The organism is Pseudomonas sp. FP603 (assembly GCF_030687415.1).
Lineage (GTDB): Bacteria > Pseudomonadota > Gammaproteobacteria > Pseudomonadales > Pseudomonadaceae > Aquipseudomonas > Aquipseudomonas wuhanensis.
In genome coordinates, this window is record NZ_CP117431.1 from 4,468,699 (window position 1) to 4,482,740 (window position 14,042).

Sequence of the window (14,042 nt, forward strand, 5' to 3'; positions counted from 1 at the left end):
GATTAGAATTTGGCAGTTGCCTGAACCACTACGCCGATGATTCGGCATTCTTCGGTGTAAAGGGCTTTCGGATAGGTCGGATTGAGCGGGACCAGATAACGCTGCCCGCCCTCTTCAATCAGTTTGCGAAAAACCGCCTCGGCGCTGCCGGGCCATTGGGCGATCACCAGTTTGCCGGGCTCCGGCACGATGGCCGGGTCCACCAGAATCAACATGTCCGCGGCAATGCTCACACCCGTGGGCGCGGTCATCGCATCACCGACCACCACCAGCCAGAACGCCGCGCCCTGTGCGTGGTAATCGGACAATTCGAAGCGCGGTTTGCTGACAGCAGATGAAACGCCGTAGCTCAATAACTCTCCGTCGCGCACCTCCCCGGTTTCCCGCCAGTCACTGACGGGGTAGCGAAAGTACGGGTTGTACTTCTGCGTCAGAGAGATCTCTTCATCCTGTGAGATCTGCGGTTCCCTGATCACCATCGCGACTTCCAGATAGTCCATCCCCAGCGCCTGCAAGACACGGTTCATCTCTTGGATGCGGGGCTGACGACGTTTATTCAGCCAATGGCCGACGCCGCCCTGGGACATTCCGATGCGCTCGGCGAGTATCTCTTGAGTGACTTTGAGTTCACTCATTTTGGCCTTGACCAATTCAATCCATTTATCCATGTGCGGCACGATACGTGGGGTACTCCGACCAACAAAACACAAATTGTAGTATTTAAATTCAAGACACAAATACAGTAAGTACTAAGCTGGGCTCACGGATTTGAATCTATCACGGAGCTTGCCATCGTCATGACCATCCCCAGCATTACCCTGCCCGACACGCAATTCGACACTACGCTCAACTCGCCAAAAGGCTCTGCCGCCGCGCAGCGGGCGCTGGACTATTACTTGAAACCAGCTGTGTCAGAAGAGGTCAACGAAGCACGTTTCTTCGATGTGAACCGTAACATCAGCAGCGAAGAGGCACTGGTCCATGCTTCGGATCTGTTGCGCTGTGCCGCCGCCACCGCGCATGAATCAGCCAACCAGTTGCAGGGAGCAAGCCGGGATCTGGCGTTTTCGACGGTGCACATGATCGACATGGCCAAGGCGATGGTCGACCGGTCCCTGGAGGGTAATCAGAACGATTGACGAGGAAGCGCTTTGGAGGAAGACAGGAAAAATTTTCCAATCGCGCAGATAAAAACATTTGACTTGCAAATGATAATGATTATTATTGCATCGACTGATCGCGAGATCAGTCGATGGCCCAAGGGACCTTAGGTCGGTCTCCTGGACTATCTCCTCATCAGGCTAATCACGGTTTTTGACCCGGCTTTTTGCCGGGTCTTTTTTTTGCCAGTTATTCTGGCTTTGGCTTCAGGCTAATGAAGTCTGTGGGTGCTGCAAATTCGATTGGCGCGGATGATATCAAATGAATATCTGTTGGCAAGAGAGGCCCGGTAGCATTGGGCCAAACTAACGTAAAATAGCACTTGAGAATCACTTGCACAGTCTCTAAGCTGCATCGGCGTCAAGGAGGACGCCCCCCCTTTTCAACCCCGCAATTTCCCCCGGTTTCTCCCTCCCTTGCGTGTAAAGTAGCAGCCATAAAAATCATATTCAGGAATTGATTATGGCCGTGGCTAGATCTTCTTTCGACATCAACGCGAACTTCGACAGTGGCAACATCGAAGTGCTGGACATCAGCAATCCTTTGCAAGCGCTGCTGGCGATCAAGCCAGACACCCGCAGCCAGCATTTCCAGTGGTTCCACTTCAAGGCCAGCGGTCTGCACGTCGGACAGGAGCATTGGTTTCGCCTGAACAACGCCAGTAAATCCTCGTACAACAAAGCCTGGGATGGCTATCAGGCGGTGGCGTCCTATGACCACGTCAACTGGTTCCGGGTGCCGACCATCTTCGAAGGTGACTGCCTGCGTTTCAGCCTCGAAGCCACTGCCACCCACGCCTGGTTCGCTTATTTCGAACCTTACAGCCGTGGCCGCCATGACTGGCTGATCGAACAGGCCCTGACCAAAGCCGGCACCGAACTGCTGGCCACCGGCAAAAGCGTTGAAGGTCGCGACATCCAGTTGTTGCGCAAAGGTACGGGTGCCGAAGGTCAGCGCAAGGTCTGGATCATCGCCCAGCAACACCCCGGCGAACACATGGCCGAATGGTTCATGGAAGGGGTGATCGAGCGCCTGGAAAAACACGACGACCCGGTGCTGAAAAAACTCCTGGCCAGCGCCGACCTGTACCTGGTGCCGAACATGAACCCGGATGGCGCCTTCCACGGTCATTTGCGCACCAACGCCATGGGCCAGGACCTGAACCGCGCGTGGCAGAGCGCCAGCCAGGAAACCAGCCCGGAAGTGTTATTCGTTCAGCAGCAGATGGAAAAGTATGGCGTCGACCTGTTCCTCGACATCCATGGCGATGAAGAAATCCCCCACGTGTTCACCGCCGGTTGCGAAGGTAACCCGGGCTATACGTCGCGGATCGAAAAACTCGAAGAGCATTTCCGCAGTCATCTGAAACATCAGACCAAAGATTTCCAGACCAAACACGGCTACACCCGCGACGAGCCTGGCAAAGCCAACATGACCCTGGCCTGCAACAGCGTCGGTCAGAAGTTCGACTGCCTGTCGTTGACCCTGGAAATGCCCTTCAAAGACCACAACGACGCACCGAACCCGCTGACCGGCTGGTCCGGCAAACGCTCGAAGCAGTTGGGCAAGGATGTGCTGACGACCATCGCCGACATGGTCGATACCCTGCGCTGATTGTCCTTTAAGATCAAAAGATCGCAGGCGCCTACCGAAACCTGCGATCTTTTGACGTTTCGACGCGCAGGAGCTGCCTGCGGCTGTTGGGATCAGTCGCGATCCCTGCCCCGCAGCATGCTGTTCAGCACATCATCACGACGCACCCACCCGTGAAACAATGCCGCCGCCAGGTGTAGCAGCACGGTCAGAAACAGCAGATACGCCAAATACCCATGCGCCTTGCGCAGGAACGCAAACACCTGCGCATTCGCCGGCAGAATCGACGGCAACTGCAACGAACTACTGAGCATCACCGGATCGCCGGCCGCCGAAATCATCGCCCAGCCCAGCAGCGGCAAAATCAGCATCAAGGCGTACAACAAGATATGTGAAGCCTTGGCCGCGAGCGCTTGCCAACCCGGCAGGTCCGCCGGCAGTGGTGGTTGCCGGGTCGAAAAACGCACGGCCAGGCGCACGATCACCAGCAACAGAATCGCAACGCCCAAAGGTTTGTGCAGATGGATCAGCCACTGATGGCGCTCGGACACCGAGGCCGCCATGCCCGCGCCGATAAACAGCATCGAGATGATCATCAGCGCCATCAGCCAGTGCAGCAGCCGCGCCAATGGCGCGAAATGGTTCGGTTGAGCACTCATTGTTGAGACTCCTGTTTGGCGTTGGGCAACTGCTTCACTTCGCTGGTGCGGCGCAGGTAGGAACGGGCGTAACCGGCTGAGCGAGCGGCGAGCAATGGGTCGTCGGAGCCTTCGATACCGCTGGGCAATACCAGTGGGTCGTAGTTGATGTCACGACACTCGCCATTGAGTTGCGGCTGGGTGCTTTCGAGCACCAGCGTGCCGGCGTTCAACACTTTTCGGCCGTCGGGCCACGCTTTGCTCGCATCGTTGACCGGGTCCCCGGGGTTCGCCAGGGTAATGTTCAACTGCCAACGCAGCGGGCCGGCGGACAAGCGCTGTACCAGATCTTTCTCGAGGAAATCACCGCCCTCGGGGGCCGTTCCACCTGCCGCGTCCTGAGCCACTGGCGTCATGCTCCAACGCACCGCTTGCCGTTGCCCGGCCGCGTTCACCAGGTAAAACGCGTTGACGCTGTTATAGGTTTCCGTCGCGTAACTGGCCGACGGTTTGGCGGTTTTGATCCAGGCTAGAAATGGCGCGGCTTCCGGATGAGAACCGAAGAACGCTGGCACAGCGGCCGGGTTCGGTTTGCCGGTAGCCGGATCCGGTGACTGTGCTTGTTGCAACTGATAGAACGCCTCGGGCGTGCCCACCGGGAATACCGGCATACTGTTCATCCCGGTACGCCACTGCTGACCATTGGCCTGGGTGAAACGCAATGCCAGACTGCGGATCGGCACGCTGTTATCCGGCGCATAAGGATTGCCGGCAGGCAGCGCGAAACGCCCGACCACCGGGGTCCGCGCTTCGCTGAACACTTGGGCACTGGAATACTCGCGCGCCTGGCTACTGCTCTCGAAATGCCCGATCACGCACACGCCTTTGGCGTGGTTACGACGGAATCCCGGGTGCACGCCGTTGTTTTTCTCCAGCACATTAACCAAGGCTTTTGGCGTCAGGCGCTGTGGGTCGAGTGTGCCGTTGACGTAGGCAAAAGCCCCGGCCAGCGCGGCGACCACCACGGCAATGCCGGTCAGGCGCAACGTCAGGCTCGCGGCACTCAGCGGTGGCCGGCCAGGCCCCGTGGGTGGTGATGAGCGATCTACCATGAATGACTCCAGGGCCATCGGCCACAAGTGAGAAGAATCAGGCAGACGAACCCCACCAGGGTTTATTCCATCGCCCGGTATTTATTTTTCCAGGCGTGGAATAACCTCGAATGCCGGGCGTCTTCCTGAACACTCACCACAGCGTAGTGACTGGTCAGAACTTCATGAACGATTTCGACGAACAACTCAGGGAAGTCATTCCCAGGCTGCGGCGTTTCGCCGTATCGCTGACGCGCAACCCCAGCAGCGCCGACGATCTGGTGCAGGCATGCCTTGAGCGCGCGCTGTCGAGTTGGGGCGACAAACGTCCCGAGGGCGACTTGCGTGCCTGGCTGTTTTCGATTCTTTATCGGCAGTTTCTCGACGCTCATCGCCGCTCCCGGCGTTATGCGCGGATGCTCGAACTCTTTACCGGCCGTGATGATGCGCAGCCTTCGGCAGAACGCACGGTGATCGCCCAATCGACCCTGCAAGCCTTCGATCAGCTCGGCACCGAACAGCGTGCGCTGCTGCTATGGGTGTCGGTAGAAGGCTTGAGCTATAAGGAGGTCGCCGAAATTCTCGACGTCCCCATCGGTACCGTGATGTCGCGCTTGTCCCGCGCACGCCAGGCCTTGCGCCAGCTCAGCGACGGCGAAATCACCCACCCTTCCCTGCGGAGACTCAAATGATCAGCATGCCTCCCAGCGAGCGTGACCTGCATGCCTACGTCGATCACCAACTCAGCGATGCCGACCGACATCGGGTGGAGACTTATCTGGCCAACAACGCCGAAGTGGCCGCGCAAGTACGCGCCTGGCAGCACGATGCCCAACAATTGCGCGCGGCCCTGAGCGGCGCCTTGCAGCAACCGGCCAACCCGCAACTCGACCCGGCAATGATTCGCCAGCGCCTCAAACGCCAGTCCCGCCGCCATCTGGCCAGCGCCGCGGTGTTGCTGATCGCGGTCAGCATCGGCGGATTGGGCGGTTGGCAGGCCCGGCAAATGACCCTGGTCAGCGCCCCGCTGCCGATGACCGATGCAATGCAGGCCTACCGGCTGATTGCCCAGCAAGGCATCCTGCCGGCGGATTACAAAGTCAGCGATGACGGCGATATGCAAGGCTGGCTCGATCGGTATTTCAGCCAGGCCCATCGTCTGCCGAACCTGACCGTTGCCGGATACAAACCCATCAGCGGGCGGCTGCTCAGCACTGAACAAGGTCCGGCGGCGATGGTGGTGTACGAGGATCAGAGCGGGCACAAGATCAGCTTCTACGTCCGGCCACCCGGGCCGAAAAACACCCTGCTGCCTCGCGGTAGTCGCAGCGACGGTGCACTGCAGGCAGAGTACTGGTCGGGGGCCGGGTACAACTACGCGATGGTCAGCCCGAGTGACACGCCGGCGGCGCGGATGCTCAAACAAACCGGGCAGTTCTGATCATCACCGCCAATCCCTGTGGGAGCGGACTTGCCCGCGATGGCGGCCGCATATCCAACACTGATGGTGACTGATCCACCGCTATCGCGGGCAAGCCCGCTCCCACAGGGGTCAGCGATTATTTGGAGATTGTGGTCAACCCTGCCCGAACACCTGCGAAGGCCTTCGCAACAGCGGATCGAACGGATTGATCCGCGGCCCGATCAGCGCGGCTTCGCGCTTGAGCATCTCCACCACCGTCGGCAAACGATCCGGCCCCAGGCGATCGCTGACCGTGGCCACACTCAGCGCCGCCACCGCCCGACCTTCGCGGTCGAGGATCGGCACGGCCACCCCGGCCATGCCTTGCAATACGCCGGTGTTGCGCCCGGCGTAACCGAGGGTGCGCACACTCTCGACTTCCGAGCGCAGGAACACCTCGTCATACAGGTGAAAATCCTTGAGCCGCGGCAAGTTGTAATGAATCACCGTGTCGCGTTCCTCTTGCGGCAGAAACGCCAGAATCGCCAGACTGCCCTGTCCCACACCAAGCGCCACCCGCCCGCCGATGTCACCGGTAAACGTACGGATCGGAAACGGCCCTTCACTGCGGTCCAGACAGATCGCATCGAAGCCGCTGCGCGCCAGTAAAAACAACGAATCTCCCAACGATGCCGACAGCCGCAGCAATGCCGGCCGCGCCAGTTCACGCAAGTTGCCGGTGTTGCCGGCGCGGGCCGCCAAGGCAAAAAACTCCAGGCTCAGGCGATAGCGTTTGCTGCGCGCGTCCTGTTCGACCATGCCCTCGTCCATCAGGCTGCGCAGCAAGCGGTGGGTGGTCGGTTGCGACAAACCGATGCGCTGCGCCAGTTGCGTCACGCGCTCCCCGCCTTCAACGGTGTCACCCAGGCTGCGCAGTACCGCAAACAGCCTTGAGACGGCACCGACGCCGACTTCATTTTTGTTTACATTCCGCTCAATGGAATCAGGCATGTGATTTCTCGACAATTAATTTACTCACTGAATGAAACTGAAAATAGTCATCGCTTCAGTGAAATAGGCCATTGAGCCCATCCTATTCTTCGTCCTACTCTGCGTCCATCAGGGGCGATTCGAACAACAGCGGCAGCCGACAGAAGTCGAGCGCCAACGCACCCGGCAACATCCTTTTCGTATCTGCCCATACAAAAAAGCGCGCCTTTGGCGACGCATAACAATCTCAGGTGGAGCGCAGTCATGGCCTTCGTGCAACTTGAAAACCTCGGCAAACGTTACGGCGAAATCGACGCCGTCGTCGCCACCAACCTGTCGGTGGAAAAAGGCGAGTTCGTCTCCTTGCTCGGCCCCTCCGGCTGCGGCAAAACCACCACCCTGCAAATGATCGCCGGCTTCGTCGAAGTCAGCAGCGGGCGTATCGTGCTGGATGGTCGCGACATCACCCACGCCAAGCCCGCCAGTCGCGGCCTGGGCGTGGTGTTCCAGAGTTACGCGTTGTTCCCGCACATGACCGTGCAAGACAACGTCGCCTTCGGCCTGCGCATGCGCAAAGTGCCCAACGGCGAGTTGCAGCAACGGGTGGATCGGGTGCTGAAACTGGTACGTCTCAACCTGCACGCCGAGCGTTACCCACGGGAACTCTCCGGCGGTCAACGCCAACGAGTCGCGCTGGCCCGGGCGTTGGTGATCGAACCGCCGGTGCTGCTGCTCGACGAGCCGCTGTCCAACCTCGACGCCAATTTGCGCGAGGAGATGCAGTTCGAAATCCGCCGCATCCAGCGTGAGGTCGGCATCACCACGCTGATGGTCACCCATGATCAGTCCGAAGCGCTGTCGATCAGCGACCGGGTGGTGGTGATGCAGGCCGGGCGCATCACGCAGATCGACGCGCCCTACACCCTTTACGAGCACCCGCGCACCGAGTTCATTTCCGGCTTCGTCGGCAAGGCCAACTTGCTGCCCGGCGAACGGGACAGCGCTGGCGTCGTGCAGGTCTGCAACCGTGGCGACGGCGAACTGACCCTGAGCCTGCGTCCGGAAAAGATCGACTTGCTGGATAAAGGCCTGGGCCGTCTGCAAGGCAAGATCGTCAGCCGCTTTTTCCTTGGCAGCCAATGGCTGTACGGCGTATCGACATCGTTGGGCGAACTCAGCGTGGTGCGCCGCAATGACGGTTCGGCCCCCTTGATCGAAGACACGGCGGTCGGCCTCGATTGGGATGCAACATTGCTGCGGGTGCTGAGTGTCGACGAGGTGTCGGCATGAGTACGCTTGCCGTCATCCGCCAGGGACGTCAGGGCTATTGGTTATCCGCACCGGCCCTGGCGTTGTACTTCGGCCTGCTGGTGATCCCGCTGCTACTGACGCTGATCTTGTCGTTCAACGTCTTCGACTACAGCTCGGGGATCAACAGCGACGCCTACACCCTCGATCATTACAGCAGCCTGCTGGGCGATCCGTACTTCTACGAGATCTTTCTGAGGACGTTTTGGATCAGCGCCCGTGACCACCCTGCTCTGCGTGGTGATCGGCGTGCCCGAGGCCTACATCCTCAGCCGCATGGGCGCGCCGTGGCGCTCGATCTTCCTGATTCTGATCCTCACGCCGTTGCTGATTTCGGTGGTGGTGCGCGCCTTCGGCTGGAGCCTGTTGCTCGGCGCTGACGGCCTGGTCAACCAGACGCTGCAAGCCTTCGGTGGTTCGCCAATGAAGTTGCTCTACACGCCGTTCGCGGTGGTGATCGCACTGGTTCACGTGATGCTGCCGTTCATGATCATTCCGGTCTGGACCTCGCTGCAAAAACTCGACCCGGCCGCCGAGCAGGCCGCGCTGTCACTGGGCGCCAGCCACCTCACGGTGATGCGCAAAGTGGTGCTGCCGCAAATCATGCCCGGCGTGCTCTCCGGCACCTTGATCGTGTTCGGCCTCGCGGCGAGTTCATTTGCCATCCCCGGACTGCTCGGCGGACGCCGGATAAAGATGGTCGCCACGCTGATCTACGACCAGTACCTGTCGGAGCTCAACTGGCCGATGGGCGCCGCGATTGCCGTGGCCCTGCTGTTGCTCAACCTGCTGATCATGCTGTCGTGGAACCGGATGATCGAAGGCCGCTACAAGAAGTCATTGGGATAATTCGTCATGTCCAGAAACGGTCCTTTCGCCCTGCTGTTCCATACCCTGGTGGTGCTGTTCATGCTCGCGCCGCTGGTGGTGGTGTGCCTCGTCGCCTTCACCCCGGAAAACACCCTGAGCCTGCCGACCACGGAGTTTTCCCTGCGCTGGTTCCGCGCGGTGTTCGAGCGCGCCGACTTTGTCGATGCGTTCTACAACAGCCTGATCCTGGCGTTCTGTGCCGCCACGCTGGCGACGCTGATCGCCGTGCCAGCCGCCCTGGCGATCACGCGCTTCGAATTCCCCGGACGGGACTTTTTCAACGGTCTATTCCTGTCGCCGATCATCATTCCGCATCTGGTGTTGGGGGTAGCGTTGCTGCGCTTGTTTGCGCTGATGGGCGTCAACGGCAGCTTCGCCTGGCTGATCTTCGCCCATGTGCTGGTGATCACGCCGTATGTGCTGCGCCTGGTGTTGGCCTCGGCCATCGGCCTGGACCGCAGCGCCGAACATGCCGCGCAATCCCTGGGCGCCGGACGCTTCACGCTGTTCCGGCAAATCACCTTGCCGATGATTTTGCCGGGGGTCGCCGGTGGCTGGCTGCTGGCGTTCATCAACAGTTTCGATGAGGTCACGTTGTCGATCTTCGTCACCTCGCCGGCCACGCAAACGCTGCCGGTGCGCATGTACGTGTACGCCACTGAATCCATCGATCCAATGATGGCGGCGGTGTCGGCCCTGGTGATTGCGCTGACCGCGCTGACGATGATTCTGCTTGATCGGGTCTACGGCCTGGATCGGGTTCTGGTGGGTAAACAATGAGGGCGCCATGGCTCTGCTGAAACGACTGGCCGAAGGCGACCGCCCGGCCCTGAACTTTACCCTTGACGGCGTGCCTGCCCGTGGCTTGCTCGGCGATACCCTGCTGACCGCGGTACTGACTTGCAGCGAACACCTGCGCGGCAGCGATTTCAGCGCCGAACCCCGCGCCGGCTTCTGCCTGATGGGCGCCTGCCAGGACTGCTGGGTACGCCTGGGCGATGGCCGCCGAGTGCGGGCCTGTTCGACGCTGCTTGAGGCCGGACAGCACATCAGCCGTGAACCGGGGCGATCGGTATGAACAATTTTTCTACCTTCAGAACTGAGATCCCCTGTGGGAGCGGGCTTGCCCGCGATAGCGAACTGTCAGCCACCACCGATGTTGAATGTTCCGCCGTCATCGCGGGCAAGCCCGCTCCCACAGGGGTTCCGTGCCGATCACAAATAATGCGCCATACCTTCACTAACTGTGGGAGCGGGCTTGCCCGCGATAGCGGACTGTCAGCCACCATCGATGTTGGATGTGCCGCCGCCATCGCGGGCAAGCCCGCTCCCACAGGATTGGGGCGTCGATCACAGATGGGGTGGGTATGAAGTCCGTAGTCATCATCGGCGCAGGCCCCGCTGGAATCCGGGCGGCGCAAACCCTCGTTGCCCATGGTGTTCGCCCCATTCTGCTGGACGAAGCCGCACGCGGCGGCGGGCAGATTTATCGGCGCCAGCCGGCGAACTTCAAGCGTTCGGCGGTCAAGTTGTATGGCTTCGAAGCACGCAAGGCCAAGGCACTGCATCAGACAATCGACGCACTGCGCGAGCAACTCGATTACCGCCCCGACACGCTGGTGTGGAACGCCGAGGCTGGCGCACTCGACACCTTGCGTGAGGGCCGCGCCGCACGGCTGGAATTCTCCCGGGTGATTGTCGCCACCGGTGCCACCGACCGGATTCTGCCCGTGCCAGGCTGGACGCTGCCGGGGGCTTACAGCCTCGGCGCGGCGCAAATCGCCTTGAAGTTTCAAGGCTGTGCCATTGGTGAACGCGTGGTGTTCGCCGGCAGCGGACCGTTGCTGTACCTGGTGGCGTACCAATACGCCAAGGCCGGCGCCAACGTGATCGCCGTGCTCGACAGCTCGCCCTTCAGCGCTCAGGCCCGCGCCCTGCCCGGCCTGCTGTCACAACCCTCCACGCTGGCCAAAGGCATTTATTACCGCACCTGGCTAACCGCCCACGGCATCCCGGTGCATCAGGGCGCCACCTTGAAACGCATCGATGGCGAACACCGCGTGCAATCGCTGAGCTGGCATAACGCAGCAAGCGAACATCGAATCGAATGCGACGCCGTAGCCTTCGCCCACGGCCTGCGCAGCGAAACCCAACTCGCCGATCTGCTGGGCTGTGAATTCACCTGGAACCCGCTCAACCGCGCCTGGCTGCCGCAGCGAGACAGCGCCGGTCGCAGCAGCATCGCCGAGGTGTACCTGGCCGGTGACGGTGCCGGCATCATGGGTGCCGACGCCGCAGAAATGGCCGGTGAACGGGCAGCCTTGGCGCTGCTCGAAGACATCGGTTACCTGATCCCGCCACAGCGCGCCACGCAGCTGGAACAGTCGCTTCAAACTATCGGCAGATTCCGCCAAGGCCTGGAGCGTGCCTTCCTGTTTCCCGAAAGCTGGGCCACCGACGCTGCGGATGACCTGATGATCTGCCGCTGCGAAGAAGTACACGCCGGCGACATCCGCCAGGTGGTGCGCGAAGGCCATTGGGAGATCAATCGGGTCAAGGCCCATTGCCGGGTCGGTATGGGTCGCTGCCAAGGGCGAATGTGTGGCGCCGCCGCAGCGGAAATCATTGCCTGCGAAAGCCAGCGCAACCTGTCCGACATCGGCCGGTTGCGGGCACAGGCGCCGATCAAACCCCTGCCGTTCGGTCTGGAGGTCGAGCCATGATCGAGGTCGATGCAATCATTATTGGCGGCGGCATCGTCGGTGCCTCCGCCGCCCTGTTTCTGAGCAAGGCCGGCCGTCGCGTTGCGCTGCTGGAGCGGGATTTTTGCGGCTCGCACTCCAGCGGTGTGAACTACGGCGGCGTGCGTCGTCAGGGCCGGCCGCTGTCGCAATTGCCGCTGTCGCAACGGGCCCACGAGATCTGGGGGCAACTGCCGCAGTTGATCGGCATCGACGGCGAATATCAGCGCAGCGGTCACCTGAAACTCGCCCGCAGTCTCAATGATCTGCACGCCTTGCAGGACTACGCCGCGAGCAGCCAGGGGTTCGGCCTCGATTTGCAGCTGTTAGACCGCAGTGAATTGCGCGCACGTTTTCCGTGGGTCGGAGAGGTCGCGGTCGGTGCCTCGTTGTGCCCGGACGACGGCCACGCCAACCCGCGACTGGTATCCCCCGCCTTCGCGCAAGCGGCGCGTCGGCACGGTGCGCAAATCCATGAACAATGCGCAGTGACGGCGGTGGAGCATGACGGTCAGCGCTTTCACGTCAGCGCTCAATCCGGCCTCGAACTGCAAGCCCCCTGGCTGCTGAATTGCGCCGGCGCCTGGGCCGGAAAGCTCGCCGCGCAATTCGGTGAAGCGGTGCCAATGCACGCCGGTCACCCGGCAATGCTGGTCACCGAACCGTTGCCGCTGGTGATGAATGCCAGCACCGGCGTCGAGGGCGGTGGCATCTATGCCCGCCAGGTCGCTCGCGGCAATTGTGTGTTGGGCGGCGGCCAAGGCTTTGCCCTCGATAACGCCCGCGCCCGGCCTGGTCAGAACGCAGTCATCGAGATCCTGCGCCAGGCCGTTGAGCTCTATCCGTTTCTTGAAGGCGCCCAGGCGATCCGCACCTGGAGCGGCACCGAAGGTTACCTGCCCGATCGCCAACCGGTGATCGGCCACAGCAGCACCCAACCCGGCCTGTTGCACGCGTTCGGCTTTGCCGGCGCGGGCTTCCAGATCGGGCCTGCGGTGGGCCAGGCGCTCACCGAGATCATCTGTAGCGGCGCGTCAAAGACGTCGCTGGATGCGTTTTCCATCACCCGGTTTCACTCCATCTCCGTTGCTTGATAGAGGAAGGTCGCGCCAATGAATAACTTCAAACGCACTGCACTGCTCGGATTTTCATGCCTGAGCGCTCTGCTCACAGTCACTCAGGCCCAGGCCGAAACGACGCTGTATCTGGGCATGAACGGCGGAACCATGGAGCGGCTCTACGCCGACAAGGTGCTGCCGGCTTTCGAGAAGGCCAACAACGTCAAAGTGGTGATCGTGCCGGGAACCTCCGCCGATATTCTGGCCAAGGTCCAGGCCAGCAAAGGCAACCCGCAGATGCACGTAATGTTCCTCGACGACGGCATCATGTACCGCGCCATCGCCATGGGCTTGTGCGACAAACTCGAAGACAGCCCGACCCTGGCGCAGATTCCGGCCAAGGGCCGCATCAAGGATCAAGCCGTAGCGGTCAGCCTCGGGGTCACGGGGCTGGCGTACAACACGCGGCTGTTCAAGGAAAAAGGCTGGAACGCGCCGACCTCATGGATGGACATGGCCGACCCGCGCTTCAAGGACAAACTGGTATTCCAGTCGATGGCGTCTTCAACCTTTGGCCTGCACGGTTTCCTGATGTTCAACCGGATCCAGGGCGGCAGCGAAACCGACGTCGAACCGGGGTTCAAGGCCTGGCCGAACACCGTCGGGCGCAATGTGCTGGAGTACATTCCAAGTTCCGCGAAAATCTCCGAAATGCTCCAGACCGACGAAGCGGCGCTGTTTCCGCTGACCCCGACCCAGGTTACCGCGTTGAAACTCAAGGGTATGCCGGTGGAGTATGCACAGCCCAAGGAAGGCTCGGTGGTGCTCAACGTGGCCGAATGCGCCATCGCCAACAACACCCAACCGGAACTGGCGCAGAAACTCGCCGCCTTCCTGCTGACGCCTGAAGCACAGGCGGCCGCGCTGGAAGACGGCGATCAGATTCCATCCAACCCGAATACGCCGACCACCGACAAGACCCGCGGCCAGGTCGAGGCGATGAAGCAGTATCTGACGACCGCAATCGCCATCGATTGGGATCAGGTCAACGAACAGCGCCCGGCGTGGAATGCCCGGTGGAATCGCAGTATCGAGCGGTAGCCTCGAAGATCAAAAGATCCATGTGGCGAGCGACGAAAACCCTGTGGGAGCGTGGCTTGCCCGCGAAGAATGCACCGCGGCTTTTCAGG

Annotated in this window: 14 protein-coding genes and 1 pseudogene; 11 read left to right on the top strand and 4 right to left on the bottom strand. The window is 61.0% G+C overall.

What is annotated here, in order from left to right; all coding sequences use genetic code 11:
• Positions 1 to 2: 2 nt before the first annotated feature.
• The gene (locus PSH65_RS20565) at positions 3 to 668 is read right to left on the bottom strand and encodes a LexA family transcriptional regulator (RefSeq protein ID WP_305422096.1); all 666 of its coding nucleotides are present in this window, start codon (positions 666 to 668) and stop codon (positions 3 to 5) included.
• A gap of 129 nt (positions 669 to 797) precedes the next feature.
• On the opposite strand from PSH65_RS20565, the gene PSH65_RS20570 reads away from it, so the two are divergent.
• Positions 798 to 1,139 carry a DUF3077 domain-containing protein gene (locus PSH65_RS20570; RefSeq protein ID WP_305422097.1) on the top strand — a complete coding sequence of 114 codons (342 nt, stop codon included), beginning with the start codon at positions 798 to 800 and terminating at the stop codon, positions 1,137 to 1,139.
• 484 nt (positions 1,140 to 1,623) lie between these two features.
• The gene (locus PSH65_RS20575; protein WP_305422099.1) at positions 1,624 to 2,775 is read left to right on the top strand and encodes a M14-type cytosolic carboxypeptidase; all 1,152 of its coding nucleotides are present in this window, start codon (positions 1,624 to 1,626) and stop codon (positions 2,773 to 2,775) included.
• Between the two features lie 92 nt (positions 2,776 to 2,867).
• On the opposite strand, the gene PSH65_RS20580 is transcribed toward PSH65_RS20575, so the two are convergent.
• Together PSH65_RS20580 and PSH65_RS20585 are read right to left on the bottom strand one after the other, a co-directional pair.
• Complete coding sequence (locus tag PSH65_RS20580) at positions 2,868 to 3,413, bottom strand: cytochrome b (protein ID WP_305422101.1); 546 nt, start codon at positions 3,411 to 3,413, stop codon at positions 2,868 to 2,870.
• On the bottom strand, positions 3,410 to 4,504 hold the full coding sequence (locus PSH65_RS20585) for a catalase family peroxidase (protein WP_305422102.1): 1,095 nt from the start codon (positions 4,502 to 4,504) through the stop codon (positions 3,410 to 3,412). Before PSH65_RS20585 ends, PSH65_RS20580 begins: the two co-directional genes overlap by 4 nt.
• A 164-nt stretch (positions 4,505 to 4,668) precedes the next feature.
• On the opposite strand from PSH65_RS20585, the gene PSH65_RS20590 reads away from it, so the two are divergent.
• Both PSH65_RS20590 and PSH65_RS20595 read left to right on the top strand, forming a co-directional pair.
• Positions 4,669 to 5,175, top strand: coding sequence for an RNA polymerase sigma factor (locus PSH65_RS20590; protein WP_305427027.1), 507 nt, complete (start codon positions 4,669 to 4,671; stop codon positions 5,173 to 5,175).
• Entirely contained in the window at positions 5,172 to 5,924 is a 753-nt protein-coding gene (locus PSH65_RS20595) for an anti-sigma factor (protein ID WP_305422104.1), read from the top strand. The genes PSH65_RS20590 and PSH65_RS20595 overlap by 4 nt, the downstream gene beginning before the upstream one ends.
• Positions 5,925 to 6,059: 135 nt before the next feature.
• Here PSH65_RS20595 and PSH65_RS20600 read toward each other — a convergent pair whose 3' ends face one another.
• Entirely contained in the window at positions 6,060 to 6,896 is an 837-nt protein-coding gene (locus PSH65_RS20600) for an IclR family transcriptional regulator (RefSeq protein WP_305422106.1), read from the bottom strand.
• 243 nt (positions 6,897 to 7,139) lie between these two features.
• Here PSH65_RS20600 and PSH65_RS20605 point away from each other — a divergent pair, with 243 nt between their 5' ends.
• The 7 genes and pseudogenes from PSH65_RS20605 (at position 7,140) to PSH65_RS20635 (ending at position 13,953) form a co-directional block, all read left to right on the top strand.
• The gene (locus PSH65_RS20605) at positions 7,140 to 8,165 is read left to right on the top strand and encodes an ABC transporter ATP-binding protein (RefSeq protein WP_305422108.1); all 1,026 of its coding nucleotides are present in this window, start codon (positions 7,140 to 7,142) and stop codon (positions 8,163 to 8,165) included.
• Positions 8,162 to 9,032 (top strand): annotated as a pseudogene (locus PSH65_RS20610) (ABC transporter permease). The gene PSH65_RS20605 and the pseudogene PSH65_RS20610 overlap by 4 nt, the downstream one beginning before the upstream one ends.
• 6 nt (positions 9,033 to 9,038) lie before the next feature.
• Complete coding sequence (locus PSH65_RS20615; RefSeq protein ID WP_007896923.1) at positions 9,039 to 9,833, top strand: ABC transporter permease; 795 nt, start codon at positions 9,039 to 9,041, stop codon at positions 9,831 to 9,833.
• Between the two features lie 7 nt (positions 9,834 to 9,840).
• Positions 9,841 to 10,131 carry a (2Fe-2S)-binding protein gene (locus tag PSH65_RS20620; protein ID WP_305422109.1) on the top strand — a complete coding sequence of 97 codons (291 nt, stop codon included), beginning with the start codon at positions 9,841 to 9,843 and terminating at the stop codon, positions 10,129 to 10,131.
• Positions 10,132 to 10,420: 289 nt separating this feature from the next.
• On the top strand, positions 10,421 to 11,776 hold the full coding sequence (locus tag PSH65_RS20625; RefSeq protein WP_305422111.1) for an NAD(P)/FAD-dependent oxidoreductase: 1,356 nt from the start codon (positions 10,421 to 10,423) through the stop codon (positions 11,774 to 11,776).
• Positions 11,773 to 12,888, top strand: coding sequence for an FAD-binding oxidoreductase (locus PSH65_RS20630; protein ID WP_305422112.1), 1,116 nt, complete (start codon positions 11,773 to 11,775; stop codon positions 12,886 to 12,888). Before PSH65_RS20625 ends, PSH65_RS20630 begins: the two co-directional genes overlap by 4 nt.
• A gap of 18 nt (positions 12,889 to 12,906) precedes the next feature.
• Entirely contained in the window at positions 12,907 to 13,953 is a 1,047-nt protein-coding gene (locus PSH65_RS20635; protein WP_305422113.1) for an ABC transporter substrate-binding protein, read from the top strand.
• Positions 13,954 to 14,042 lie beyond the last annotated feature (89 nt).